The sequence below is a fragment of the Saccharopolyspora sp. NPDC045941 genome, from assembly GCF_056431445.1.
This window is the reverse complement of sequence record NZ_JBWKKU010000002.1, coordinates 1-24,275: the sequence shown is the minus strand read 5'-3', so window position 1 is coordinate 24,275 and position 24,275 is coordinate 1. Positions and strand designations below refer to the sequence as shown.

At 65.6% G+C, this 24,275-nt stretch carries 26 protein-coding genes; 15 read left to right on the top strand and 11 right to left on the bottom strand.

The annotated features are described in order from the left end of the window. Positions 1 to 2: 2 nt before the first annotated feature. Positions 3 to 1,031 (bottom strand): extracellular solute-binding protein, encoded by a 1,029-nt coding sequence (locus AC07FN_RS01900; RefSeq protein ID WP_478393906.1) that lies wholly within the window; start codon positions 1,029 to 1,031, stop codon positions 3 to 5. 2 nt (positions 1,032 to 1,033) lie between these two features. Next, positions 1,034 to 2,200 carry an ROK family transcriptional regulator gene (locus tag AC07FN_RS01895; RefSeq protein WP_478393905.1) on the bottom strand — a complete coding sequence of 389 codons (1,167 nt, stop codon included), beginning with the start codon at positions 2,198 to 2,200 and terminating at the stop codon, positions 1,034 to 1,036. Between the two features lie 405 nt (positions 2,201 to 2,605). Between AC07FN_RS01895 and AC07FN_RS01890 the strand changes: the two genes are divergently transcribed. The 4 genes from AC07FN_RS01890 (at position 2,606) to AC07FN_RS01875 (ending at position 7,389) form a co-directional block, all read left to right on the top strand. Continuing rightward, entirely contained in the window at positions 2,606 to 3,295 is a 690-nt protein-coding gene (locus tag AC07FN_RS01890; RefSeq protein WP_478393904.1) for a Crp/Fnr family transcriptional regulator, read from the top strand. Positions 3,296 to 3,408: 113 nt separating this feature from the next. Further along, positions 3,409 to 4,119 (top strand): hypothetical protein, encoded by a 711-nt coding sequence (locus AC07FN_RS01885; RefSeq protein ID WP_478393903.1) that lies wholly within the window; start codon positions 3,409 to 3,411, stop codon positions 4,117 to 4,119. A gap of 140 nt (positions 4,120 to 4,259) precedes the next feature. Continuing rightward, on the top strand, positions 4,260 to 6,296 hold the full coding sequence (locus AC07FN_RS01880; RefSeq protein ID WP_478393902.1) for a hypothetical protein: 2,037 nt from the start codon (positions 4,260 to 4,262) through the stop codon (positions 6,294 to 6,296). Between the two features lie 10 nt (positions 6,297 to 6,306). Continuing rightward, positions 6,307 to 7,389 (top strand): SPFH domain-containing protein, encoded by a 1,083-nt coding sequence (locus AC07FN_RS01875; RefSeq protein WP_478393901.1) that lies wholly within the window; start codon positions 6,307 to 6,309, stop codon positions 7,387 to 7,389. 449 nt (positions 7,390 to 7,838) lie between these two features. Here AC07FN_RS01875 and AC07FN_RS01870 read toward each other — a convergent pair whose 3' ends face one another. Continuing rightward, positions 7,839 to 8,291, bottom strand: a complete 453-nt coding sequence (locus tag AC07FN_RS01870; RefSeq protein ID WP_478394074.1) for a Pycsar system effector family protein — start codon at positions 8,289 to 8,291, stop codon at positions 7,839 to 7,841. Between the two features lie 290 nt (positions 8,292 to 8,581). Here AC07FN_RS01870 and AC07FN_RS01865 point away from each other — a divergent pair, with 290 nt between their 5' ends. Both AC07FN_RS01865 and AC07FN_RS01860 read left to right on the top strand, forming a co-directional pair. Further along, a complete protein-coding gene (locus tag AC07FN_RS01865) occupies positions 8,582 to 9,112 on the top strand; it encodes a DUF4166 domain-containing protein (RefSeq protein ID WP_478393900.1) in 531 nt (176 codons plus the stop codon). Continuing rightward, positions 9,112 to 9,765 carry a TetR/AcrR family transcriptional regulator gene (locus AC07FN_RS01860; RefSeq protein ID WP_478393899.1) on the top strand — a complete coding sequence of 218 codons (654 nt, stop codon included), beginning with the start codon at positions 9,112 to 9,114 and terminating at the stop codon, positions 9,763 to 9,765. Before AC07FN_RS01865 ends, AC07FN_RS01860 begins: the two co-directional genes overlap by 1 nt. A gap of 390 nt (positions 9,766 to 10,155) precedes the next feature. Here the strand turns inward: AC07FN_RS01860 and AC07FN_RS01855 are convergent, their stop codons facing one another. Continuing rightward, positions 10,156 to 10,731 carry a DUF4232 domain-containing protein gene (locus AC07FN_RS01855; RefSeq protein ID WP_478393898.1) on the bottom strand — a complete coding sequence of 192 codons (576 nt, stop codon included), beginning with the start codon at positions 10,729 to 10,731 and terminating at the stop codon, positions 10,156 to 10,158. Between the two features lie 92 nt (positions 10,732 to 10,823). Beyond that, a complete protein-coding gene (locus tag AC07FN_RS01850) occupies positions 10,824 to 11,372 on the bottom strand; it encodes a helix-turn-helix domain-containing protein (protein ID WP_478393897.1) in 549 nt (182 codons plus the stop codon). A 59-nt stretch (positions 11,373 to 11,431) separates the two neighbouring features. On the opposite strand from AC07FN_RS01850, the gene AC07FN_RS01845 reads away from it, so the two are divergent. Both AC07FN_RS01845 and AC07FN_RS01840 read left to right on the top strand, forming a co-directional pair. Continuing rightward, positions 11,432 to 12,331 carry an alpha/beta hydrolase gene (locus AC07FN_RS01845; RefSeq protein WP_478393896.1) on the top strand — a complete coding sequence of 300 codons (900 nt, stop codon included), beginning with the start codon at positions 11,432 to 11,434 and terminating at the stop codon, positions 12,329 to 12,331. 32 nt (positions 12,332 to 12,363) lie between these two features. Further along, positions 12,364 to 13,221, top strand: a complete 858-nt coding sequence (locus AC07FN_RS01840) for a lysostaphin resistance A-like protein (protein WP_478393895.1) — start codon at positions 12,364 to 12,366, stop codon at positions 13,219 to 13,221. Positions 13,222 to 13,411: 190 nt separating this feature from the next. Here AC07FN_RS01840 and AC07FN_RS01835 read toward each other — a convergent pair whose 3' ends face one another. Both AC07FN_RS01835 and AC07FN_RS01830 read right to left on the bottom strand, forming a co-directional pair. Beyond that, complete coding sequence (locus tag AC07FN_RS01835) at positions 13,412 to 13,684, bottom strand: hypothetical protein (protein WP_478393894.1); 273 nt, start codon at positions 13,682 to 13,684, stop codon at positions 13,412 to 13,414. 31 nt (positions 13,685 to 13,715) lie between these two features. Continuing rightward, a complete protein-coding gene (locus tag AC07FN_RS01830) occupies positions 13,716 to 13,925 on the bottom strand; it encodes an HC3 family zinc finger protein (protein WP_478393893.1) in 210 nt (69 codons plus the stop codon). Positions 13,926 to 14,027: 102 nt separating this feature from the next. Here AC07FN_RS01830 and AC07FN_RS01825 point away from each other — a divergent pair, with 102 nt between their 5' ends. The 3 genes from AC07FN_RS01825 to AC07FN_RS01815 all read left to right on the top strand — a co-directional run bounded on the left by AC07FN_RS01825 (position 14,028) and on the right by AC07FN_RS01815 (position 16,291). Further along, on the top strand, positions 14,028 to 14,954 hold the full coding sequence (locus AC07FN_RS01825; protein WP_478393892.1) for a helix-turn-helix domain-containing protein: 927 nt from the start codon (positions 14,028 to 14,030) through the stop codon (positions 14,952 to 14,954). Positions 14,955 to 14,975: 21 nt separating this feature from the next. After that, positions 14,976 to 15,188: a DUF397 domain-containing protein gene (locus AC07FN_RS01820; protein WP_478393891.1), complete on the top strand. Its 213-nt coding sequence runs from the start codon at positions 14,976 to 14,978 to the stop codon at positions 15,186 to 15,188. A gap of 257 nt (positions 15,189 to 15,445) precedes the next feature. Then, on the top strand, positions 15,446 to 16,291 hold the full coding sequence (locus AC07FN_RS01815; RefSeq protein ID WP_478393890.1) for a hypothetical protein: 846 nt from the start codon (positions 15,446 to 15,448) through the stop codon (positions 16,289 to 16,291). 16 nt (positions 16,292 to 16,307) lie between these two features. On the opposite strand, the gene AC07FN_RS01810 is transcribed toward AC07FN_RS01815, so the two are convergent. Together AC07FN_RS01810 and AC07FN_RS01805 are read right to left on the bottom strand one after the other, a co-directional pair. Beyond that, entirely contained in the window at positions 16,308 to 16,877 is a 570-nt protein-coding gene (locus tag AC07FN_RS01810) for a dihydrofolate reductase family protein (protein WP_478393889.1), read from the bottom strand. A gap of 383 nt (positions 16,878 to 17,260) precedes the next feature. Beyond that, a complete protein-coding gene (locus AC07FN_RS01805) occupies positions 17,261 to 18,145 on the bottom strand; it encodes an NAD(P)-dependent oxidoreductase (protein ID WP_478393888.1) in 885 nt (294 codons plus the stop codon). A 50-nt stretch (positions 18,146 to 18,195) separates the two neighbouring features. Here AC07FN_RS01805 and AC07FN_RS01800 point away from each other — a divergent pair, with 50 nt between their 5' ends. The 3 genes from AC07FN_RS01800 to AC07FN_RS01790 all read left to right on the top strand — a co-directional run bounded on the left by AC07FN_RS01800 (position 18,196) and on the right by AC07FN_RS01790 (position 20,821). Beyond that, positions 18,196 to 18,603, top strand: a complete 408-nt coding sequence (locus AC07FN_RS01800; protein WP_478393887.1) for a MerR family transcriptional regulator — start codon at positions 18,196 to 18,198, stop codon at positions 18,601 to 18,603. Positions 18,604 to 18,858: 255 nt separating this feature from the next. Then, positions 18,859 to 19,413: an ATP-dependent Clp protease proteolytic subunit gene (locus AC07FN_RS01795; RefSeq protein ID WP_478393886.1), complete on the top strand. Its 555-nt coding sequence runs from the start codon at positions 18,859 to 18,861 to the stop codon at positions 19,411 to 19,413. Positions 19,414 to 20,266: 853 nt separating this feature from the next. Continuing rightward, positions 20,267 to 20,821 (top strand): response regulator transcription factor, encoded by a 555-nt coding sequence (locus tag AC07FN_RS01790; RefSeq protein ID WP_132493197.1) that lies wholly within the window; start codon positions 20,267 to 20,269, stop codon positions 20,819 to 20,821. Between the two features lie 80 nt (positions 20,822 to 20,901). Here AC07FN_RS01790 and AC07FN_RS01785 read toward each other — a convergent pair whose 3' ends face one another. Beyond that, positions 20,902 to 21,672, bottom strand: coding sequence for a tryptophan 2,3-dioxygenase (locus tag AC07FN_RS01785; RefSeq protein WP_478393885.1), 771 nt, complete (start codon positions 21,670 to 21,672; stop codon positions 20,902 to 20,904). Between the two features lie 443 nt (positions 21,673 to 22,115). Here AC07FN_RS01785 and AC07FN_RS01780 point away from each other — a divergent pair, with 443 nt between their 5' ends. After that, positions 22,116 to 23,654: a tryptophan halogenase family protein gene (locus tag AC07FN_RS01780; protein ID WP_478393884.1), complete on the top strand. Its 1,539-nt coding sequence runs from the start codon at positions 22,116 to 22,118 to the stop codon at positions 23,652 to 23,654. 186 nt (positions 23,655 to 23,840) lie between these two features. On the opposite strand, the gene tnpA is transcribed toward AC07FN_RS01780, so the two are convergent. After that, the gene (gene tnpA, locus AC07FN_RS01775; protein WP_478394073.1) at positions 23,841 to 24,260 is read right to left on the bottom strand and encodes an IS200/IS605 family transposase; all 420 of its coding nucleotides are present in this window, start codon (positions 24,258 to 24,260) and stop codon (positions 23,841 to 23,843) included. Positions 24,261 to 24,275: the final 15 nt, after the last annotated feature.

The window sequence follows — 24,275 nt, the reverse complement described above, 5'->3', positions numbered from 1 at the left end:
GGCTAGTTCTTGTTCTTGATGTGCTCGCTCCAGTAGGAGATCCACTCGGTCTCCTTCTCGGCGGCCAGGCTCCAGTCGACCGGCATCTCGTGCAGGTTCAGCGGCGCCAGCCAGCTCGGCTGCCCGGCCTGCTCGACGGTCGGGATCTGGAAGTACTCCTCGGCCAGCTGCTTCTGCTTCTCGACGCCGAGCAGGAAGTCGAGGAACTTGTCCGCGGCGGCGGCGTTCGGGCCACCCTTGACCTTGGCGATGCCGTCGATCAGCTGCGGGACGCCGGAGGTGGTCGCCACCGGCTTGAACGGCGCGCCGGTCTTCTTCTGCTGCAGCATGACGTCCTGCAGGTTCCACACGCTGATCGGCGCTTCCTGCCGCTGGATGCGCAGGTACAGGTCGGTCGGGTTGGCCGCGTAGACCTTCGTGTTGGCGTCGAGCTTGCGCAGCCACTCGTAGCCCGGCTCGGGGTTCGCGCCGCCGTTGCGGCTGATCATCGCCGAGTAGATGCTGCGCATCGTGCCGGACGCGGCCACGTCGCGGACGACGATCTTGTCCCGGTACTCCGGCTTGATCAGGTCGTCCCAGTCCTTCGGGGCCTGCTCGGGGGTGAGCATCTGGTCGTTGTAGAAGACGACCTCGGCGAGCACCATCTCGCCGACCCAGCGGCCCTGCGCGTCGCGGTAGCGCTCCGGAACCCGGTCGCGCACCTGGTCCGGCACGGGGGCGAGCAGGTCGGCGTTCGCGGCCTGGGTGAACTGCTGCTGCGAGCCGCCCCACCAGATGTCGGCCTGCGGGCGGCCCTTCTCGGCGGACACCCGCTCGGACGCCTCCTGCGCGCCGAGCGTCAGGATCCGGACCTTGCCCTGGTATTCGGGGTAGGCGGCCTCGAAGTCCTTGACCACGCTTTCGGCGAGCGCCTTGTCGCGGGCGGTGTAGAGGGTGAGGCCGGAGTCGCCGCCGGCGGGGGTCAGGCCGCAGCCTGCGGTCACACCGGCGAGCATCAGCACGCCGGCGACGATGGAGAGGATTCTGCGCATGGCTACCCTTCGCGCGAGGGCTGCGTGGTGTTCGCAGCGGGGGACATCAGGGACGGGGAAACGGCGCCGATGTGCAGCGCCTGCGCGCCCAGCTCGGCGAACACGACCTCGGGCGCGGACGGCGCCGCCGAACCGACCAGCTCGGCGAGTTCGGCGAGCCCGGCCGGACCGAGTTCGGTCGCGGCACCGGCGAAGACCACGCGCGCCGGGTTGACCACGCACGCGCAGACGATGGCGGCGTAGGCCCAGGCCTCGATGACCTGCCTGCGCAGCGCGGCGACGGCGGGCTCACCGGCCCGGTCGGCCAGCTCGGCGACCGGCGCACCGGTGGTGCCACCGTCCATTTCGGACAGCGCCTGCCGGATTCCCGGCACGCTCCAGCGCCGCTCGAACTCGCCGCGCCCGCCGGTGTGCGGCGTGGGCGGCAGCCCGGCGGGCAGGAAGCCGATCTCACCGGCGAACCCGGCGGCGCCCCGGCAGAGCGTGCCGCCGGAGACCACGGCGGCGCCGATGCCGTAACCGACGTAGATCAGCACCAGGTCATCGACGTCGGCGGCGGCGCCCCGCTCGCGCTCCCCCAGCGCGATGAGGTTGACGTCGTTGGAAACCTGCACGGGCAGCCCGACCCGCTCGGTCAGCGCGTCGGTGAGCGAGCGCCCGCCGAGCGCCTCCAGCACGGGCGAGAGCGTCACGGCGCCCGCCTCGGTGGCGACACCCGGAAGCGAGAAAACCACGCGCCCGGGGCGAGGCCGCGGATGTTCCTTCAGCGCCTGGTCGATGACGGCGACCAACCCGTCCAGCGGCTCGTGCGGATCAACGGCGCGGCTGTGCGCGCCGAGCAGCTCGCCGGCCAGGTCGACCACGGAAACGCGCGCCTGCTCGCCCTCCAGGGAAACGGCGATCAGCGATTCGGCGGCCGGGTTGAACTCCAGCATCCGCGGCCGACGGCCGCCGGAGGAGTCGCCGGCACCGGCCTCGACGACGTGCCCAGAGGCCATCAGCTCGCGCACGATCTCGGTCAGCGAAGAGGGCCGGTACCCGGTCAGCCCGGCGAGCTCGGTGCGGGAAACGGGGCCGTGCTCGCGAAGCGCGGCCAGCACCGCATCGGTGCGGATGCGACGCAGGGCCTCGTTCCCCGTGGGCGCCGAACGCTCGTTGACCTCGGACATGCGTAACTTTATACGTCATCCGAAGTAAGTTTCCAATACTTCGCCACCGCCAAAATCCCCAAGCCCCACAAGGGCTTTCGCCGACTCCCGAACGCCACGAGTCGATCACGATCAGTGACATCGACCGTTGCTGAGCGACTGCGCCACGCACCCGATCCGGCAGACGGACCGCAACATGTCCTGCCCCGCCGACTCGCCCTACAGGCCACGGAACAACCTGAGTGGTCGAGCCCCTCCCCAGGCTCTACCCCATCGGCTGATCGAGACCAACGCGCCAGCATCCAACAGCGAGCTGTTACGAACCGCATTACCGGCCACATCCGTTCAGGTAGTGGCGTTGGTCCGTCAAGGCATGCGTGTCTGGATCCATACCGAGTACCTCGAACGCCATCGCAAGCTCAAGAGATGACCACCTACAAGCGAACCGGACATGACCGCCCCTACGCGTTACCCACCAGCTTGATCGAGCATTTGCGCACGCTAGGGCGAAAAGTCCATTTCGCCAGTGGTGAAGCGCTCATCCAACAGCACGGGGATGAAGACTCGGTGATGCTCATTGAACAAGGGCTGGCTGTGGTCGACCATGTTGACGAATCCGGAAAACGAACACTCTTGGCCCTACGGGGACGAGGGGAACTAGTCGGAGAACTCGCCGCCCTCAACTGCAGTCCGCGGTCAGCCACAGTGAGGGCATCCACTGCCGTTGAGGTCACTGCGGTCCCCGCTGGACGCTTTCGAACACTGATGAAATCAGAGCCCGGACTGGCATTCCACGTGCTTCAACACGTCGCTATGCGGGTCAACGAATCAGATCGTCGGCGGATCGATGCCGGGACCGCGCCGGTCGCCGCAAGGCTGGCACGGCTACTCCTGGAGCTAGCAGACCTCTACGGGCACCGGAAAGGGAACGGATCCATCGAGATCCGTCGCCTCTTCACGCAGCAGGAGCTCGGTAACGCTATCGGAGCAACTCGAGAGTCGGTTGGACGTGCACTGGCCACGCTACGCGCCCAAAACGTCGTCAAAACCGGCAGGCACACGGTCACCGTACTTCGGATGGACCAGCTAACCCACCACGCTCGGCAGCAATCTTGAAGTTGTGTGCGAAATGTCGCAGACCGGCGCCGTCACGCCGTGTAGACACGTCGTCGACGTCTCAACCTTTCGGCGATCGGAGTACTTGCATGGGACCTCTACAGACCAGGTTGGTGCTCGCCGTTGACGTAGTCGACTTCAGCAAGCAGGACAACCGGTTTCAACAAAACATGCGTGCGGGCGTTTACGACGTGCTCCGCAGCGCGCTGACGGAGAGCATCGGGATGTCACTTGACGATCTCGATCACGAGGACCGCGGCGACGGCGTTTTCGCCCTTATACCACCCGAATCAGACAAGACGCGGCTTATCGACCCGCTGCTCGATCGCTTGCACACGGAACTCCGTCAGCACAACGACTTGGCCAGCTTCCGTAGCCAGCTTCGTTTGCGTGCTGCTTTGCACAGCGTGGACGTTCATCGGGACAATAACGGGTGGATCGGCAGCGACTTGAACGACACGTTCCGGATGCTCAACTGCGATGCAATACGCTCAGCGTTGAGGGACCGACCGGCCTGCGTGCTCGGGGTGATCGTCTCGCCAGCATTCCAATCAGTCATTAAGCACAGCTACGGCGCGATCAACCCTGCGGACTATGCAGAAGTCCCGGTCGAGCGGACCCATGCGCCGATGTCAGGATGGCTTCGTCTCGTTGGCGAAGCCGGAGCAACTCAGAACCCGCCTATTCATCAGCAACCCCAGCCCAGGGCGTCGGCGGCGCACGATCCCACCACCTCGAGAGGCACTCACTTCCACGCGGGAGTGAGCGTTCGTGGCGACCTGGTCAGCGGTGACAAGACCGTGCACCACTGGGGGCGACGATGACCGCTGAACGTCAGGAGGCCAGAGAGCCTGGCCGCAACGAGCAGGACGAAGTTGAGCCAACCCGAGACGACGGAAGCCTTGAGCGAGACCGAGCTGAGTCCGACAGGACAAATGACTCAGCTTTCGAAAAGAAATCCTCTGTGGACGAAATCAGCATCGCCAAGCAGCTGGAGTACAAGGAGCGCCCTCGCGCCGGCGAAACCGAAAGGAACATCGAAGACATCCGCGCCAGCCTCACAGAGGGTGGCTGGTCGGCCGCGGACTACGAGTTCTACGGCGATTTGGTTCAAGGGCACAAGTTCGTCCAGATCAGGAACATCGAGTACGACGTCGGCACCGAACCTGTCCTGCACATCTTGACAGATGACGAGCTCACCGAGTACGACGACCACGTTCCAGCCCCAGAGCAAGCCTCTCTTCGGAAGCGCGTCAGTGGATCCGTCCTCACTGTTCTGAGCGGGCCGGCCGGTTGGGGCCGTGCGGCGACAGCAACTGACCTGCTGCGATGCGCCGGAGCAGAGCACGTAGTCATCATCGATCCATCGTCAGACCTGTCGAAACTGGGCAAGCGCCTGTTCCGTCCCGGGGCTGGCCTGCTCGTACCAGACTGTCCTGCGAAAGTCCTACGAAGACTGTCCGAGGCACAGTTGCGTCACCTGCTCCAAACCTTGCGCGAAGGACAAGGACGGATGGTGATCACCAGCGACGTGATCGCCGATGACCTCCGAACTAGCTTGCACAAGCATGTTGTCAAACTCGGTAAAGCAACATCTCGCCGGGATATCCTGGTCTGTCACCTGCGCCGAATCACGACTGACGCCCGCGCAGCCGAGCTGATCGACAGCGCTGCAGCGCAAGCCTGGCTGGCGGAGAACGCGGAAGCGTCAGCAACTACGACAGTGCGTTTCGTCGAGGAACTCGCTGTTTCGCCGGACCTAAGCCAGCTGTCAAGACAAGAACGGCAGCGCCGCCGCACTGCCATAGCCGCTAAGATCGCAGAGTCGTCGTGCTGGCAATGGCCATGGCTGCTCACCGCCGCTGTCCACAACAATCAGCGTTGGCGGGATGCGATCGACTCCGCAAGTCGACTGTTCGATTTCTTCGACATGGACGATCGCCGTAAGCAACAGCTTGCCCTAGCAAACACGAAGGAGTACATTAAGCGCTCATCCACTATCGAAAGAATACAACTCGGCGCCGTACCGATTGAAACTATTCAACTCCAACAACCTGAATCTCGCGCATGGATAGTTGAGCGAGTGTGGACAGTTGCCGGCACGTACCGAGAACCGCTCCTTAAGTGGCTCTGCTGGTTGGGTGAAGACCACCACGAGACCGTTGTGCGACACTCCGCCGCAGCGACAGTCGGTCAGCTGATGAACCTCGACTTCGTAGACGTCGCGTACAACACTGTGGAGAAATGGGTAGGACAACTTTCACTGGAAAGCACCGAGTCCGCCGCAATCGCACTCTCCTTCGCTGCCGACAACCGAAATCTGCGCTCCGCCGTCGTCCGATTGGCGCAGTCGTGGGCGCGCGCTGACGAGACGAGAAAACTCGGAGCTGCAGCTGCGTTTGGCGTTCCCCTGGGCACACGAGCCCCCGAGCAGGCAATCTCCGTGCTCGACGATCTGATGCACAATTCCTCGACGCGACTACGTTACCGGATCGGGCGTTCACTCGCCGATCTCGCGTACCACCAGCCAGATGTTCTGTTGCCGAGCGTACTTTCGCTGGTCAACTCGTGGGCTACTTCGCACAACAAGAACCTCAAGCGAGGCAGCGTGACTGCCTTCTTAATGCTCGCAAATGACCTCGCCGTTTCAGACACCAAGGCCAGCCACCCGAGACTCCTCGCACTCTGGATGGAGCGAAACGCGTCGAGAAGTCACCTGGACGACATGGCTCTGCTCTGGCGAATGGCTCTCACCGACCAGGACTTGTACAAGATCGCGAGGAACTACTTCAGCGAATGGGCCGAAATGTGCGACCTTAGTCCGCAGTATCGTGACGCTTTCGCAGAGCTCGCCCGAGAAATCACTAATGGTGATCGACGAATCCTCGACATCGTTACTCGAATCGCACAAGGCTGGGATAGCGGCGAACGGAAAATCTACGCACCAGCCACCTCGGCGGCCGTGCTCTCCCGCCTGACTTCAACCTCCCGAGAACAGTAAGGAGTTCTTAATGCACGAGCTTGTCGAACAGATCAAACAGTACGAAGATCTCGCCGGAACTCGCCGTCGCAATACCCAATCACCGATTACCAATACTCGAACCATCGGACCATGGCGAGTACTCGGACGGCGGCCGACAGTAAAACACGATACCTCTCTGGTACTACTCACGTCCCGGGGCGAACTGACATACGTGCGTGATCGCCTTCCCGCCACCACATGGGCATTCGGGCATATCAGAAGGTACTTCGAGATCGACATGAAACAGCACAGGCAGGTTATCCCTCTCACGCTGCCATGCAAGAACGACATTCTGAGATTCCGCGCAAACATGGAGGTTCGGTGGAGAGTTGTCGATCCCAAAGAAGTAGTTCGATCCAGCGTCTCGGACGGGGCGGCAGCCTTCACCGCAAGCGTCGCGGTATCTCTGCGACGGATATCCAGAGGTTTCGAACTCGATAATTTGGGCGAAGTCGAGGACGTTCTCAACGAGGAGTTGAGCGCCCAAACTCCAGCTGTCTCACAGGGCATTGAAGTTCTCGGCGCAACACTGGAGATGGACCAGGACAACATGTTACGCGCTCACGAGCTGATGAAGCGCCGAGAAGAGCAATCAGCTGAGATCGTGGACATCCGGTCGGGACACGTCGATCAGTACGTGCAGCGTGGCCCAGGCGGGATGCTTGCATATCACTTGGCCCAGAACCCAAAGTCCGTGCTGGAGATACTCGACTATATGTCCCAACAGGAGGACAAGAATTTGGCAACGACAATCAGCGTCGTCGGAGAACTCATAGGGTCGGGAGCGATCCAAGACATCGAAGCAGAGCACGAGGTCAAGGATGCGTTGCAGAACATCTTGGAACGTTTTCGCTCAGTCAAGCCTCGCATCACAATGGAACCTATTTCGACCGATCCTCGCAGGGCGAGGCACAAGAAGCCGGAAGTCCAGGAGGGCGCCAACGCACTGCAGCTGGCTAACCACAAGAAGAGCGAGGGCAACGACTACCCTGCCGGCTCCGAAGCCAACCCGCCAGAAAGCCTGGATACCACTCACAAACGACCAAACCAAGATACCGCACACGATGAATGACATCTAGATGTTCAGTCTTACAGATGGACTTGTCGCGAACTTGCTCGATGGGCACCCCGCCTTCGTGATCTGGCTTGCACGTCTTCCGATTCGTTTTATGTTCATCCTTGGCACAGCGTGGCTGACATCCAGATATCTTCTCCCATCTTTTCTCAAGGCCGTGCCGAATTGGTCGTACATCTTGCTCCACGCCGCATGGTATCTCTTACTTCTCGCTGCACTCCCATTCGGCCGCCACAGAAGCCCCATACGGTACATCACGCACAGCTACTGCGATTCGACAGAAGATCTACTTTTGACTGTGCAGCGAAAGATCCGTCTAACCAGGAAACTGGCTCGCCACGTTCGAAATGTTCACATCTCATCACTTCTCTGGCTGAGCGGAGGAACCGTATTGGTAACCGCCTTCTTCATCTGAAGCAGAGATTTAGCCCGCCGACCACAGAATGCTATCCCGCAAGCAAGAACCAACACAACAGGAAGGTCGCCGAAACCAGCCACGAAGCGATGGCCGCGCGAAGATATTTATATTTAATGGCAAGTATTCGGGACATATCATGTGCCGTCCGCCATGCCTCATTACGCTTACCTCTGAAACTAGCCGCTATGAGTACCTCAGAGGATACCTTCGCCACCGCTGGCCACGAATAGCGACTGTATCCTGACACCAATAGCCGTGGCCACAGAGCTCGCGCGACGGCGCCGACAGCGACAGCACCACCAAGTAGCGCGAGCACAAAAGAGCCAAACTGCATCCACTCTAGATCTTCAGCCTGCTGCACTAGGCGAGCCACATCTCGACGTTGAGAAAAGGCGATTCCAAGCAAAACCGTGGTCGCAGTTGCCACGAGACCCGCTTTAGTATCCGCATTGTTAGTTAACGAAGCAAGGTGACCTATCATGAATCGCGCATCATCGACAGATTCCGTTTCCTCCGAATCGACACCGTCATACACCCCCTGGGTTACCTCTGACTCTGACACCAAACTCCCTCCGCAGTATTGCCGCAACCTTATTATCCGACCCACGTGTTCATCTTTCGAGATCCAGCCGGGTGACATTATCGCCACTAATGGCGTATTAGAAGACCCGCGAGTGCAGCCATCGGGAACCAGAGTCTAAATCGGCCTTACGCGGAGGCATCGCACGACTGGGCCGAGCATCGACGAAAGACCAAACAGAATCGCCTTCGATGTGGCACATCCCGCAATTCCTAGAAACGAAACCATCGCAAGCCAACAGGCGCTGCGGGCCCGAACGCGGCCGGAACATCCCGTTCGTCATCGAGAACTACCCGTACGTCGACTCCTACGGCCGCGAGACGATCTCGTTCGTCCGCACCTTCGAATTCCCGCGGCGGCGAAGGAGGTTCGACGCGCAGATGCTCTACACCGGCGACCGGATCGTCGACTACCTCGGCACGCACCAGCACCTCGCGGTGGACCTCGACATCGCGGTGCGCCCCGACGGCGGATTCCGGATCCGCTCCGGCGGGTTCCGCGTCGGAGCGCGCACGCCCGTCCCGCAGGCATTCGCGGGCACCGCGCACGTCGACGAGTGGTTCGACGAGGAGAGCGGGCTGTTCCGGATCCAGGTCGCCGTCGTGAACCGGCGGTTCGGGCCGCTGTTCGGCTACCGCGGCAGCTTCGCCGCGCGGTACGTCCGGCTCGACGGCGGGGTGAGCGGGGCGGTCAAGCCGCTCCGTGAGAAGGTCCTGGACTGATGAGCACGGGCCGGCGAACCAGCAGCGCGGCCACCAAGCAGCGCTTGGTGGACGCGGCCGTGGGGGTCATCCGACTGCAGGGCATCACCGCGGTTTCCGCGCGGACCGTCGGCGCCGCCGCCGACGTCAACCAGGCGCTGATCTTCTACCACTTCGGCAGCGTCGACGAGCTGGTCGCGCAGGCCTGCATCGCGGCGACCGAAGACCGGGTCGCCCGCTACCGGGCGCGGTTCGCCGAGGTGTCCACGCTGGGCGAGCTGCTGGCGCTGGGCCGGGAGATCCACGTCGGGGAACGCGCCGACGGCAACATGGTCGTGCTGGCCCAGACCCTCGCCGGGGCGCAGGCCGGTGGCCGGCTCGCGGAGGCCACCCGCGCGGCGCTGGACAAGTGGATCGTCGAGGTGCGCACGGCGCTGGAGCGAGTGCTGGCCGGGTCTCCGCTGGCCGAGGTGGCCGCCCCGAGCGCCCTGGCGCACGCGGTGTCGGCGAGCTTCCTCGGCCTCACGATGTTCGAGTCGGTCGACCCCGAAGGCGGCGAGCAGGCGCTCGAAGCCCTCGGCCGGCTCGCCGAGCTGGCGGACGCCCTGGAAGGGCTCGGCCCGATCGCCACCCGAGCGGTCCGCGCGAAGCTCCGCAAGAACGCCAAGGCGTAGCGCGCAGGCTTCGGCATCCATCTGTCCGAAGTGGATGATCCTCGGGCACGCCGATCAGCCGTCCGCTTCGGCTGCCGGCGGGGTTGTTCGGCACGGCGACGACGCTGATCACGCGGCGGACGCGGTCGTCGCTCGGCTCGTTGCCCACCCGCGCGATGATCGCCGCCTGGACTTCTTCGATCAGCGCGGCACACGGCGGCACCCCAGGTTCGGTCCTCCGCAATTTCAATGGAAATCAGACCTCTGATTTCCATTGAAATTGCGGAAGTTGTCCACAGGACCCGGCGTGTCGGGGTCCGACATGCCGAAGATCCGCAGTTTCAATCGACACTGCGAGTTCTTCCTCCGTCAGCCACATCGCGGCCTGCCGGTAGCGCACTGTCCCCCGGATCAGGAGTCGACGGCCCAGGCGTTCACGGCCAGCCGACCGGTGGTGCCCAGATCGATCCCGCCGTCCGGCTCGAGGACCTGGACCGGCTCGCCCGCCGCCGGAGCGATCTCCAGGTAGCTGCCGTCCACGGCGGGCACCGTCGAGTCCGCCACGTCGTTTCGCCACAGGACCCGCGCGGTCACCTGGTCGCCGGGCCGCAGCGTGACCGGCTCGGGCGGCACGTCGTAGCTGTCCGGGGCGCTGACCGGCTCCGATCCGTTGCCGACCACGACGTGCAGCGGCCGGCGGGCCGCGTCCAGCACCCGGACCACCGGGAACCCGTTCGCCGTGTAGTCGCGGGTGCCGCAGTTGGTCATGACGATGCCCATCGCGCGCAGACCCATCGCGGCGTCCACCGGGCCCGCGGTGATCTCAACGCCGGACTCCGGGCAGCCCGCGGCCTGGCTGGTCGGAGCCGGTTCCGGCGGCGGCGCGGAGCCGGGGCCGGGGCCGGGGCCGGTGCAAGCGGCGAGCACTGCGACACCAGCGAGCACCACGCCGAAGCGGCCGAAAAGCGTTGCCGGAGTCAGGTTCACGGACCGATCTTTCCACATCCCCGACCGGGATCGTCCCATTCGCGGTGATCACGGCAGTCCAGCCGGCGAAGCCCCGGAGATCGCTCTCCCGATCACCCGTCGCTGGGTGGTTCCGCTGCGTTGTCCGGCACGGAGACGAGGCTGAACACGTGGCGGACCCGGTCTGCGGTCGGGGCGTTGCCGGTCCGCGCGACGACCGCCGCGTCGAGTTCCTCGATCAGTTCGGCGAACTCCTCCTTCGTCAGCCACACCGCACCCTGCCGGTAGGCGACACCGTCGCTGGCGGGAGCGGCACCGTCGCTGGCGAGGTAGCGCTCGAAGTCCGCCATGAGCGACGCCGAGAACGCGGTGAAGGCGCGGCGGTTGTCCTCCAGGGCCATCGCCTCCCGGGCGGCCGGGTCCACCACCGCCTGCTCCTGGCGCACCCGGTAGCTGCGCTCCACCGTGCCGCGCACCCGCTTCTCCTCCACCACTTCCAGCACGCCCGCCTCCGCGAGCACTGCGACGTGCCGGTACATCGTCGCCGGCGCGACGTCCGGCAGGCGTTCGCGCAGCTGTGCGGTGGTCAGCGGATCCGAGCCGAACAGCGTCTGCAGGATGCGCGCCCGGACCGGGTGCAGGAGGAGATCTGCGGATGCCATGGACCAACAATCTCACACCTGATAACGTTCTCAAAACTGATAACAATGGAGGCTGGACCTTGCGGGACGTAGACATGACGGCCACCGCGGACGACGGGCTTCCGCTGGCGGGAACCCTGACCCTGCCCGCCGGACCAGGCCCGCACCCGGCAGTCCTGCTGCTGCACGGCTCCGGGCAGGTGGACCGCGACTCCAACGCCCGCGGTCTCCGCCTGGAGCTCGGAGCGCCGCTGGCCACCGCGCTCGCGGCGAAGAGGATCGCCACGCTGCGCTACGACCGGCGCGGCGTCGGCGCCACGCCCGGCGACTGGCGGACGACCGGGTTCACCGACAACACCCGCGATGCCGCCGCCGCGCTCCGCGCCCTGGCCGCACGGCCCGACATCCGGGCCGACGCCATCGGCGTGATCGGCCACAGCGAAGGCGCGGTGCACGCCATGTCCCTCGGCCCGGATCCGCTGGTCCGGGCGGTGGTGCTGCTGGCCGGGTTCGCCCGCCGCGGCGAGGACGCGCTGCGCTGGCAGGCCAGGATGATCGCCCGCGACCTGCCCGCGCCCGTTCGGCCGCTGCTGCGCGTCCTCGGTTCCCGGCACCTCGCCCGGATCAAGGCGACCAGCGCGGACGCGGCGCGCGTCCACGGACTTCCGGTGAACGCCCGGTGGTTCCGCGAAATGCTCGGCCACGACCCACGCGCGGACCTGGCGAACATCCAGGCGCCCGTGCTGGCGATCACCGGCGGCAAGGACATCCAGGTCGACCCCGCCGACCTGGACGAGATCCGCCGGCTGGTGCCCGGCGAGGCCGAGGTCCACCGGATCCCCGACCTCACCCACCTGCTGCGCCGCGACCCCGGTCGACCGTCGGTGCGCGCCTACCGCAGGCTGCTGCGCCACCCCGTCGACGCCGAGCTGCTGGCGCAGGTGACCGACTGGCTCACCCACCGCCTCCCCGCCGCCTGAGACGACTCCGAACTCCACGAAGGGAAACTGTCGTGACCACCAAAAGCCCCGCCCGCCAGAAGAGCGGCATCCTCCTCTTCCTGGTCGTCACGTTCACGACCGCCTGGGCGTCCTGGGGCATCGCGATCCTGCTCGGCGAGCCGGCGATGAGCTTCCCCACCGTCATCCCCTACCTGCTCGGCGCCTTCGGCCCGATGATCGGCGCGATCGTGATCCGGCTGCGCCGCGCCTCCCGGAGTCAGCCCGCCCCAGCGCACGCGGTGCGATTGCCGTTGATAGGCCTGCTCTGGACGCCCGTCCTGCTGGCAGTGGCCGCCGGGACCGTCGTGGGCGCCGCGCTGCTCGCGCAGCAGCTGGGCGGTCCGCCGGTGAGCTTGACCGCGGCGCAGGCCCTGATCGAGGTGTCCGGCGGCCCTTTGGTGTTCGCGGGCGTCATGCTCGTCGTCGGCCCGCTGAGCGAGGAGTTCGGCTGGCGCGGCACCATGCACCCGCGCCTGCGCGCGAAGGTGGGCCGTCTCCTCGCCGGACTGCTGCTGGGCGTCATCTGGTCGGTGTGGCACCTGCCGCTGTTCTTCGTCGCCGGAACCGTCCAGAACGCCTTCGGCCTGCTCACCTTCAGCGGCGTGACCTACATGCTCAGCGTGATCCCGATGGCGCTGCTGGCCGCGTACGGCTACGAGCGCGCCGGCGTCCTCGGCGCGATCGCGATCCACTTCGGCACCAACGCGACGATGTCCCTGGTAGGCGTCAGCGAGCTGCTGCCGCAAGCGCTCATCGTCGGTGTGCAGACCGTCGTCGCCCTGTTCCTGCTGGCCGTGCACCGCGACCGGAAGAAGGTCAGCGCGACGCCCGAACCAGCACACCAGGAACTCGTCCCGGCCCACCGCTGAGTGTCCAGGGCGGAACCGTGCCGCCGGGCCGGGGAACCGGCGGCACGGAGGCCGGGAACGTCCGTCCAAAGCGGACTTCAGCGCGTTTGGGCCGGTGACCGGGCGCGGGGCGGGGAAGACGCCCGGCCACCGGGTGGGCCGGTGCAGTGGTCGGGGAGGCAGCTGCACCGGCCCGGCTCAGGGGCCTGGCTCAAGTGCGCAAATGGTGCCGACCAGTGGGCTGGTCATCCGGCTCTTGGCCGGGAAGATGCGATCGAGGCGGCCACGCTATGGCGCGGTCCTGCCCTTCATCTCGTTCGGCTTCGACCTGTGCGATGAGATCCCAGACGTTGTAGGCGCCCTCCCCTGCCCCCTCGTGCTGCGCGCGAGCGAGCAGTGGCAACCGCATCGCGGTGGAGCTGACGAGCAGAGCGGCGATCAGCACGTTGATCAGCACGAGAACGCTCAGGTGCAGCCAGAACATGGTCGTCTCCTTCTCAGTGGGGTTGGCGATGTCAGGACCGTTGGGCGAGGATGCGCCAGCAGTCCGTGCAGGAGTGCTCGCGGATCCAGTCCACCTCGGTGCGGTCGTGCAGCTCAGCCGCGTCGGCCTCCGCGCCGCAGTAGGCAGAAACCCGTTCGCCCACCGGGGTTTTCCGTGCCGCGATCGGGAACGCGTGACGTCCACCAGTGACCGGACGCCAGATGTAGGTCAGGTACTCCATGAGGCTTCCTTCCGAACCGAACACGGGGACTTGAAACCAAGGTTTCGTGGAATTTCCACATTCGCAATGTCCGATACCTGAAAGGTCCAGGACTGCACACGAATGAGCGACTGCGTGGAAGGTTCCGGGCCTGCGAAGATCCAGGTGGCGAACTGGGCGAAGGAGGACACCGTGGAAGAGCGGATCAGCCCGACGGTGCGGCTGCGGAGGCTCACCCGAGGAATTCGGCGTTGGCGCGCGCAAGCCGGACTTCGCCAAGAGGACGTCGCGGCTGTGCTGGACTGGTCGAAGCCGAAGCTGAGCAGGTTCGAGAACGCCGAGAAATCCGCCGGGCCTGCCGAAGTTCTCGCGCTCGCGGCGGTCTACGGCGTCCCCGACGCGGAACGGGACCAGTACGTCGCGCTTGCCTTGCAAGCCAGGCAGAAGGGCTGGTGGCAGCGGTACGGCCAGGACGCGCTGGCGTCGAACTTCGAGGAGTACGTCGGACTGGAGTCCGAAGCCGCCGAGGTGCACGAGTTCTCCGGCGAGCTGATTCCCGGGTTGTTGCAGACCGAGCGCTACGCCACCGAACTCATGCAGGCATGGATACCGCAGGCCGACGAGGTCGTCATGAAGGAGCGCACCGACCTTCGCTCACAGCGACAGGCACGCCTGCACGAGACGAACCCGCTCACCTTGGGAACCGTCATCCACGAGTCAGCGCTGCGACAACTCGTCGGTGGCCCCGAGGTGATGCGCGAACAGCTCAAGCACCTCGCAGCCAGCGCGAAGCTGCCAAATGTGACGGTTCAGGTTCTGCCGTTCAGCGCCGGCGCAATCCCCGCGCTCGGCGCACCCTTCATCGTGCTGTCCTTCCCCGACCAGGAAGATCCCGACGTGGCCTACGCCGACTACCTGACGGGCTGCCTCTATTTGGAGGATCCGGCCGAAGTCGAGACGTATAGCCTGAACTACAGCACCTTGCGCGCCAAGGCGCTGAGCCAGAAGGAGTCGATCACTTTCCTCAACCGGCTCGCCCGCGAGTTATAGGCAAACCAAAGGGAGCACGTCATGTTCACCCCCGACTTCACCCAGGCGCACTGGCGCAAGAGCAGCCGAAGCAACGGGGGTGGAGCAGCATGCGTCATGGTGGCGCGCATCCCGGGGGCTGCTGGCGTGAAGGACAGCAAGCTCGGCTCCGCCAGCCCCGTTCTCCCGTTCACGACCTCGGCGTGGTCGGCCTTCCTGCGCGACGTGAAGACCGGAAAGCACGACCTGCGCTGACTGGACGCGCTGAGAGCTCCGCCCGAGGGCGTCCGGGCGGAGCTCTTCGTTCGGCAGGTCACCTGTCGGCGAGTTCTCGGCCCGAGGTTTCCGGGCACCAGACGTCCGACCCGGCCTCGGTGGACCGGACCGAGATCTGACCAATGTGGACGGTGGTGGACCGCGGTTCGTCATCCGGCCGCGCGCTGCGGGAACGATCACGGCCAACGGCACGTCGGAGGGAAACGACATGTCGTTCGCCCGAAGGGAAGTCCGCAGTGAAAGACGATTGGCCCCAGAAGGTGCGCGGCTGGGAGCTCGCCCGGCACGGCCACATCGAGAACTACCGGAAACGACTGGCCAACAACGTCACGGTCACCGCGATCTGGGAGAACGCGACCGGCACCGGCACGGTGGATGCGCGCGTCGAGACGCTGGGATTCGGCCGGACGCTGACCAGCAGCCGCAAGGAATTCCGGGACAAGGAGGCGTTCTGGACCGCCGCGCGCTGCGTGGTGGAGATGGCCGCGAACCTCCCCTCGCTGGGCGCGGGCAACGAGAGCCCCGCCGATTCCGAGCTTTTCGGGGAAGTCGCCGGGAACGTCGACGCCGAACCCGGCACCAACGGCACCCCGGAAGCGGAGCTGACGTTCACCCTGCTCAACGGCCGCACGGTGACGCTGATCCTCTCCGATGACCAGGCGTTCGACATGTGCGCGCGCATCTACAAGCTCGACAAGTACGTGTGGGACGAGCAGCGCGACGAGGACGACGAGCACGAGGCCGAAGAAGACGAGGACATCACCGACGACGAAACCGAGGAAGACGACGACGAAGACGACGAGGTGCCCGACATCAGCGATGTCAGGTCGGGCCCGGACACCGGCCACGACGTGGTCACGCTCCTGGAAGCCCAGTTCGGCGTCACCGAGGACCACCTCATGGCGCACGTCGACTGGTCGGCCCTGATCGTCGTGGGCGAACCCGCGGTGAGCTCGCTGATCAGCCGGGGCGAGGAGTTGCACGCGGCGCTGCAGCCGCGCTGGTACCCGGTCGTCGTGGACCGGCCCGGCGAGCAGTGGGTCGTGCTGCGCCGGACCGGCCTCCGCTACGTGGGCGAGTGAACTTCACAAGGCGGCCTCACTTCCGGGCGTAGGTGTGGATCGCCGCGCCGCTGCCGAGGACGTGCGCGTCGGCGAGGGCGAGGTGCGTGGGCGCGATGTCGCCGTCGAACACGCCGATGCCCTTGCCGAGGACGAACGGGTAGATCTTCAGGACCAGTTCGTCGATCTCCGGCAGCAGCGAGGCGGCGAGGCTACCGCCGCCGGCCAGCCAGATCCCGCCGCCCGGCTCGCGCTTGAGCGCCCGCACCGCCTCGACGGGGTCGCCGGAGAGGACGGTGACCGCGGGGTCCGGGCTGGTGAGGCTGCCCGACACCACGTACTGATCCAGGTGGGAGTACGGGCTGATGACGCCCTCCCGCACGCCCGGCTCGTACGTGCCGCGCCCCATCACCACCGCGTCGAAGCGGTTGCCCAGGTCGGTGACCCCCAGCGTGCCGTGCACGTGCGTCGGCAGCGTCTGCGGATACTCCGCGACGAGGTGCTCGACGAGCCCGTCGGGCAGCGGGAAGAACGCGTCGAGCGAGCCATCGGCGCCGGCGATGTAGCCGTCGACGCTGCAGCCGACGAAGTAGGTGAGCTTTCGCATGGGGCTTCTCCTCTTCGAAGTGGTCGATCAGCGACGGGTGCCGGGCTTGGGCAGCGGGCGCCGAGCCGGCACCGACCGAGGCATGCGCGGGTGCGGCTGAACCCGCTTGCCGCTCTTGGCCGACGGGAACGAGAACTGAGCGGTGACGGGCTTTCGCATGGGTTGACCACCTCGCCATTAGTACTTCGTCTGTCGTACTCAAAACGTAGTACTCCACTTGAAGTGGTGTCAAGCGCTAACTTCGAAGAGGTGCGAGACCGGCGGCCGCGACCAGCGTCGAACGCCTGCTGACCTCGGATTCGCTGTCCCGTTCGGCAATGCACGTCCAGTTCTGAGCGGTCGGTAGCCCGAGGGACGGGCTACCGACCGCGATGCCGGATCGGTCAACCGTTGCGGGGCCTGGCGAACTCTTCGATCAGCACGGGGTACTGCTCCCCACCGTGCCCGGCCGCGATCGAGCGGTCGGCCATCGCCTTGATCAGCCTCGGCAGTTCGGCGTTGACGCCCACCGCCTCGCTCTCCTCGATCAGGTGCGCCATCGCCCGCACATCGGTCTCCAGAGCCGACACCTCGGCCGGATAGGAGCCGCTGTCGATCTGCTCGGCGTACCCCGGAAGCCATCCGGCCACGCCGGCGGCGATCTGCTGCGCGAACGGCGCATACGTCGCGGCGTCGACACCGGCCGTCCGAAGCAGGGCGGTGCCCTGGAGCCAGGCGTTCAGGACGCTCCACATCATCGCCAGCCCGGCCACGTCGTACAGGGACGCCAGCCCGTGGTCGGCGCCGAGGTAGGTGACGGTGCCGAGCGCGGCGAGCGTCGACTCGTGCGCCTCGAAGTCCGGCCGCGGCCCGCTGTGCAGGATCACCGCCTCGGCGGTTCCGATCACCGACGGGATGGCCATGATGGCGCCGTCCAGGTAGCGGGCACCGCGCTGTTCGGCCCACCGGGCGGCTTCCCTGGCTTGGGTCGAGTCGCCCGAGGTCAGGTTGATCAACGTCGTGCCGTCCAGCTCGGCATCGGTAGCGCCGAGCAGTTCGTGCACGGCCTGGTAGTCGGTGAGGCAGATGATCGTCACGGAGCCCGCCGTGAGCGCGTCGCCGACCGTCGGCGCCAGCCGTGCCCCTGCTGCCACCAGCCGGTCGGCCTTGGAAGTCGTGCGGTTCCACACGGTCGTGGGGTGCCCGGCCTTCAGGAACGCGCCGGCGAGGGCCTGGCCCATGAGTCCGAGCCCGATGACTGCGACCGGTGCATCGTTTTCGTCGTTCATGGCAGCATCGTCAACGTTGATACCGGTGTGAATGTCAAGCGAGGTTGTCGATGCGGATCGGGGAACTGAGTCGCCGGACGGGCGTCAACACCCACCAGCTGCGCTACTACGAGGCCCAGGGCCTGCTGGAAGCGGACCGCGGCGCGAACGGCTACCGCGAGTACGACGAGGACGCCGTGCTGCGGGTGAAGCAGATCCGGCACCTGCTCGGCGCCGGTCTGTCCTCAGAGGACATCGCATACCTGCTGCCCTGCGCGATCGGCGAGACCCCGGAACTGCTCGGGTGCCCCGAGCTGCTGGCCGCGATGCGAACGCGACTGCAACGGCTGAACGACCAGATGGAGAAGCTCGCCCGATCCCGGAACGCGCTCATCGACTACATCGACGCGGCGGAAAGAGTGGCCGGCGAGAACTACCCGCCCTTCGACGGCTCCGACCGGCACCCCGTCCCCGCCTGAACTCCCGGCGGGAAACACTGGCGCAGACCGGCCGACGAACGCCGGACCGGGCATTGCCGCCGGCGTCGTGCCGCGCAATGCGTTCGGCCGAACGCTGCCAAGATTTCCCTGATTTCCCTTGCCGCGGACGTACGCTCTCAGCGAACCGCTCGTGCCGAAAGCACGTGTTCCGGCGTTCAGGACTACAGTGATCTTCGCACGCGAGACCGCGACGAGGGAAGCGAGCAGCGCGAGATGCCCATACACAGTTGGGCGATGAACAAGTTGATGAACGATATGTTCGATGATCGGACGATCATCATCAGCGGCGAGCTGAGCAGAAATTCCTCGACCGCCGCGATATCGCAGTTGCTGCTGCTGAACGCCACGGATCCGGATTCGGAAATCAAGCTTTACATCGACAGCGCCGCCGGGTCTTTACCGGCCGGATTCGCGATTTGCGATGCGATCAACTGCATCAAGCCGGAGGTTTCGACCTGGGCGATCGGCGCGGTGGGATCAGCGGCGACTCTCGTGCTGTGCTCCGGAGCGACCGGCAAGAGGTACATCCTTCCGGGATCGTACGTGGTCCTGCGGCAACCCGACCACGACGAGGGTCTCGACGGGGAGCCCGTGACGCCGACGACGGCGGACCATCAGAAATGGTCCGATGAAATGGTGCGGCTCCTCGCCGCGAAGACCGGGCAGGATTCGGACACCATCGCCCGCGATCTTCGCAACCACCTTCGCCTCTCGACCATCGATGCGGCCCCCTACGGCATCGTCGATCAGGTCATGGCCGGCGGCAAGTACGCCCCGCAGGGAAACTGACGCGCCAGGCGCCGCAATCCCGTTCCCGATCGAAGGCGGTCGGCGTGACCGCCACCACGATCGGCGAACTAACTCCACGCCCGGAACGGGGCTCCGCCGCCAAGACCGGAGCCAGCCGACTCCAGGCTCCTTCCAACGCGCTGACCAGCGCGTTGCCCTGCACTTCGCTTACTTCCGAATCCGGGCACAACGGCCAGGCATGCGGTCGGCATGCGAAACCGACCACTTGGCGGGTGGGGTTACGCCCGATATCGGACACCACCCCACGACGCTGCGTCTTCCGGCGGCCCCGACTGCACCATTTGACGATTTTCACCTAGTGCTCTGCTACTGCATTGAGCGTATCTTCCGGGATCACAGTGACATACTCGTGATGCACTCGATATTTTCGACTTGTCACCTGACGCCGGCGGCACCCGGCGTCCGGTTTCCCAGCGGGAGCAGACGGAGGGGCAGGGCACGGTGCGATGAGTAACGAACGGCGGCGCCCGCCCCGATAAGGCCGCTGGGACCGGCAGAGCCGGTACGGCGCGGTTGGGACGTACGAACCGGGAAAACTGGGGATGCAGCACGAACACGGCCAGCGATAGCACGACGCCACGCCGACAAAGGTGTCCGCATCGAAGAAGTACGGAGCAATTCCAACGACACGAGCAGTCCGCCCCGCACGAAAGGAAGTTGCGTCATCAACGGGGATATAATTCCATTAGGAAACAAATGGGAACCCGCCACAGGTCGACATGATGCGGATGGCATCGCCCGATTCCGCAACGCGGAACTGGCCGTCCTGGTGTCCCTTCCCAACGAGGTTTCGAGATGGGGCCTCACGTACATGCTGCGCAGTCTTTCCCTGGTGAACTTCGTGCACGGCTGTGCCGATTTCCGAGAGGCCGTGACCCTCCTGGAAAACCGTCCTTTCGACGTTGCCCTCATTTCCGCCGACGAATTGGCGGAGTTCGAGCAGATTTCCTCGGTCGCGGCGAAGCGCGGCGTGAAGACGGTCGCGCTGCTGCGCGACGCCAGCGATGACGTGGTCGCCCAGGCCGCGACGCTGTCGGCGGATGGATTCCTCCTGGAGTCCGCGGTCGATCCGCAGAACCTCGAAGACGCCCTGCTACGACTGCAGCGCGGTGATATGGCGCTGCCGTCCTCGCTCGCCAGGAAGCTGATCACGGAGCTTCGCCGCCGAGGCCAGCCGCGAACGAGCACCGTCCGCCTCACGCCGCGCGAACGGCAGGTCCTCGGCTTGCTCGCCGAGGGGATGAGCAACAAGCAGGTCGGCCGCCGGCTCGGCATCTCCGCGCACGGAGCCAAGCGGCATGTCGCCAACCTGCTGGCCAAGCTGAACTGTCCCAATAGGACTCTCGCAGTCGCCTACGCCATCCGCGATGGCTTGTTGACCAGTTGACCTGAAGGGGTCGGGGTGGGCGCTGCAACGGAGCACACGCCCACCCGACAAGCCCCGGCCGCGATGAGCGCGGAAGACCGTCACAGCTGGGACCGGACCTCCCAGAGTTCCGGGAAGAGGCGGGAAGTTATGCGAGAGCGCAGGTAATCCACCCCGGATGATCCACCGGTGCCCGGTTTGTACCCGATTTGGCGCTCGACGCTCAGCGCGTGGTGCGTTCGCCACCGGCCGTACGCCTGATCGACGTCGAGCAGGGCCTCGGCCACCCGCAGCAGTTCCCAGTGCGCGGCGGGCAGGTCTTGGTAGCCCTGCTGCCAGACCTTGGCGAGCGAATCGACCCCCCGCTTCTCGACCAGGGCGATGAACGCCTCCCGCAGACTGGGTTCTTCCAGCCTGCGGACCAGGCGTTCGCGCTCGGCGTCGGTGAGCTGAACCTGGTCCAGGTAGCCGGCGTCCTTCCGCCCGGCCAGGAACTCGATCTCGCGATGCTGCACGGACTCGAAGCCGCTGCCGCCCCGGAGGGTGTCCCGGAAGGCGAGGAAGTCCATCGGCAGCATGGTGTCGAGCACGGCCCACTGCGAGATCAGCACGTTCTGGATCGCGACGAGCCGGCGCAGCAGGTGTTCGGCCGCGTCGAGCCGGTCGGCCACCAGGAGGTCGCGCGCCTCCTCCAGCTCGAACAGCATCAGCTTGAACCACAGCTCGTGCACCTGGTGGACGATGACGAACATCAATTCGTCGTGCGTGCCCTTTTCCGGTTGGCAGCTCAGGAGTTGATCGAGCCGCAGTACGTCGCGGTAGCGGGACCCCACAGCGTGCTCAGCGCAGTTTCGCTGGTCCGGCTGGACCACGGAAACCTCCTCGGTCGACAACATCTCGGAAACCGTTCGGCTCGGCACTGCCGGCGGGGGCGCGGTCGTGGCCGTGCCTGCCGCACCGCAGCGGAGTGTCGCCGGACACCGACTCGGCCACGACGAGATGCGGGGCAGTCCCCGCGGTACGGCGTCGCGTCCGATGGACTTCACCACGGCGACTCCACCGGGAAACCGCTCATCGGCTCCTCGAACGCGGCCGCGCCAGTCGTTCGCGAGCCGGTCCGGCGGAGGGACTGCTCTGGGCGGTCACGAAGCCAAGGTTAGGAACGGGGCCGTTCGGTAACCAGTGCCCAAACGGACGCCCCAACGAGCCCCACCAATGGTCCACGACCAGTGCCCGAACGAGCAGTCGCGCACGGACGTCCGGCCGTGCTGCACTGCGGCTGGAAATCCGGTGAAGATCCGCGAAGAGGTGGGACATGCTCCGCAACGTCGTCATAGTCGGTGGAGGTACTGCCGGTTGGATGACCGCGACTTACCTGAAGGAAGCGCTGGGCGACCAGATTTCGGTGACCCTGGTCGAGTCCGCCCGCGTGCCCACCATCGGCGTGGGAGAGGCGACCTTCAGCACCGTTCGGCACTTCTTCGACTACCTGGGGTTGGCCGAACGGGACTGGATGCCGGCCTGCCACGCGTCCTACAAGCTGGCCATCAGGTTCGAGAACTGGCGCGAACCGGGCCACGTCTTCTACCACCCGTTCGAACGGATGGCCAAGGTGCAGGGGTTCACCATGGCCGACTGGTGGCTCAAGCTCGGCGGCGAGCGGTTCGACAAGGACTGCATGGTGATCCCCGAGCTGGTCGACGCCAAGCGGGCGCCCAAGTACTCGGACGGCGAACTGTTCGAGCGGTCCCTGCACGACGGCGGTGACCGGAAGCGCCAGAGCACGATGTCCGATCAGGACACCCAGTTCCCGTACGCCTACCACTTCGACGCATCGCTGCTGGCCGAGTTCCTCGCCGACTTCGGCACCCGCCGGGGAATCCGCCGGGTGCGCGACGACGTGCTGGAGGTGCGCCAGGACGAGCGGGGCTGGATCAGCCACCTGGTCACCCGCGAACACGGCGAAATCACCGGTGACCTGTTCATCGACTGCACCGGATTCCGCGGCCTGCTGATCAACCAGGTGCTGGAGGAGCCGTTCGAGTCGTACCAGGAGTACCTGCCGAACAACCGCGCCGTGGCGCTGCGCGTGCCGGCCGACGTGGAGCAGACAGGAATGCGCCCGTGCACGACGGCCACCGCGCAGGATTCCGGCTGGATCTGGACGATCCCGCTGTCCAACCGCATCGGCACCGGTTACGTCTACGCCGACGAGTTCTGCTCGCCGGAAGAGGCCGAGAAGACCCTGCGCGAGTTCGTCGGCCCGGAGGCCGCCGACGCCGAGGCCAACCACATCCGGATGCGCATCGGCCGCAACCGGAACTCCTGGGTGCGCAACTGCGTGGCGATCGGGCTTTCCAGCGGGTTCGTCGAGCCGCTGGAGTCCACCGGGATCTTCTTCATCCAGCACGGCGTCGAGCAGCTGGTGAAGCACTTCCCGGACGCCAACTGGGAACCGGAGCTGATCGCCAGCTACAACCGGGCGGTCGCGCGCTGCCTGGACGGCGTCCGCGACTTCCTGGTGGTGCACTACCGGTGCGCCGCGCGGGCCGACACGCCGTACTGGAAGGCCACCAAGGAGCGGCCGTTGCCGCCCGGGCTGGACGAGCGGCTGGAGGCGTGGTCCGTCCGGCTACCCGACCACACGTCCGTTTACCCCTACTACCACGGTTTCGAGCCGTACTCCTACAACGTCATGCTGCTCGGCCTCGGCGGTCATCTGCCCAAGCGGTCGCTGCCCGCGCTCGACTTCCTCGACGACACCGCGGCGCGTGCGGAAATGGCCCGGGTGCGGGAGGAGAGCGCCCGGCTCGTCGGTTCCCTGCCGAGCCAGTACGAATACCTGACGTCGTGAACGCCGGGTTCCCGTCCTGATCCCAGTGGCGGATAGCAGGAGGGCCTCTGCTGGTCGCGATCACGCCGTGATCTCGACCAGCAGAGGCCCGATTGCTTTGCGCGGGATCATCGGAGAAACGTAGCGCGGATGCCCGTCTTTTAGGGCGGAGAGGGAGCGCATCAATCCCGTGCTTGAGCCGACCGCTCAAACAGCGGGACGGGCTTGCCGTTCGATGTACTGGCGCACTACGGAAATCGGTGCGCCGCCGACCGACCCGGCAAAGTACGAGCCCGACCACAACCGGGCACCTCTCCAGTAAGCGAACCGCAGGTCTTCGTACTCCTTGCGCAACAGCCGGGAGGATACTCCCTTGAGGGAGTTGACCAGTTTCGACACCGCGACCTTGGGTGGGAAGCTGACGAGCAGATGCACGTGGTTGGCTTCGCCGTTGAACTCTTCCAACTCGGTTCCGAAGTCGCCGCACACCTCCCGCATGATTTCTTCCATGCGGCTCAGGTGCGCGTCGGCGAACACGGGGTGCCGGCACTTCGTGACGAAAACCAAGTGAGCGTGCATGAGGAAAACTACGTGTCTGCCGGTACGGAACTCGCTGTCGGTAGCCATAAACCAAATGCTACG

Coding starts and splice junctions, on each gene's coding strand:
- AC07FN_RS01900 (WP_478393906.1), bottom strand. CDS start 1,031: ATGCGCAGAATCCTCTCCATCGTCGCCGGCGTGCTGATGCTCGCCGGT.
- AC07FN_RS01895 (WP_478393905.1), bottom strand. CDS start 2,200: ATGTCCGAGGTCAACGAGCGTTCGGCGCCCACGGGGAACGAGGCCCTG.
- AC07FN_RS01890 (WP_478393904.1), top strand. CDS start 2,606: ATGACCACCTACAAGCGAACCGGACATGACCGCCCCTACGCGTTACCC.
- AC07FN_RS01875 (WP_478393901.1), top strand. CDS start 6,307: ATGCACGAGCTTGTCGAACAGATCAAACAGTACGAAGATCTCGCCGGA.
- AC07FN_RS01870 (WP_478394074.1), bottom strand. CDS start 8,291: ATGATAGGTCACCTTGCTTCGTTAACTAACAATGCGGATACTAAAGCG.
- AC07FN_RS01865 (WP_478393900.1), top strand. CDS start 8,582: ATGTGGCACATCCCGCAATTCCTAGAAACGAAACCATCGCAAGCCAAC.
- AC07FN_RS01860 (WP_478393899.1), top strand. CDS start 9,112: ATGAGCACGGGCCGGCGAACCAGCAGCGCGGCCACCAAGCAGCGCTTG.
- AC07FN_RS01850 (WP_478393897.1), bottom strand. CDS start 11,372: ATGGCATCCGCAGATCTCCTCCTGCACCCGGTCCGGGCGCGCATCCTG.
- AC07FN_RS01835 (WP_478393894.1), bottom strand. CDS start 13,684: ATGTTCTGGCTGCACCTGAGCGTTCTCGTGCTGATCAACGTGCTGATC.
- AC07FN_RS01830 (WP_478393893.1), bottom strand. CDS start 13,925: ATGGAGTACCTGACCTACATCTGGCGTCCGGTCACTGGTGGACGTCAC.
- AC07FN_RS01825 (WP_478393892.1), top strand. CDS start 14,028: ATGAGCGACTGCGTGGAAGGTTCCGGGCCTGCGAAGATCCAGGTGGCG.
- AC07FN_RS01820 (WP_478393891.1), top strand. CDS start 14,976: ATGTTCACCCCCGACTTCACCCAGGCGCACTGGCGCAAGAGCAGCCGA.
- AC07FN_RS01810 (WP_478393889.1), bottom strand. CDS start 16,877: ATGCGAAAGCTCACCTACTTCGTCGGCTGCAGCGTCGACGGCTACATC.
- AC07FN_RS01805 (WP_478393888.1), bottom strand. CDS start 18,145: ATGAACGACGAAAACGATGCACCGGTCGCAGTCATCGGGCTCGGACTC.
- AC07FN_RS01800 (WP_478393887.1), top strand. CDS start 18,196: ATGCGGATCGGGGAACTGAGTCGCCGGACGGGCGTCAACACCCACCAG.
- AC07FN_RS01795 (WP_478393886.1), top strand. CDS start 18,859: ATGAACAAGTTGATGAACGATATGTTCGATGATCGGACGATCATCATC.
- AC07FN_RS01780 (WP_478393884.1), top strand. CDS start 22,116: ATGCTCCGCAACGTCGTCATAGTCGGTGGAGGTACTGCCGGTTGGATG.
- tnpA (WP_478394073.1), bottom strand. CDS start 24,260: ATGGCTACCGACAGCGAGTTCCGTACCGGCAGACACGTAGTTTTCCTC.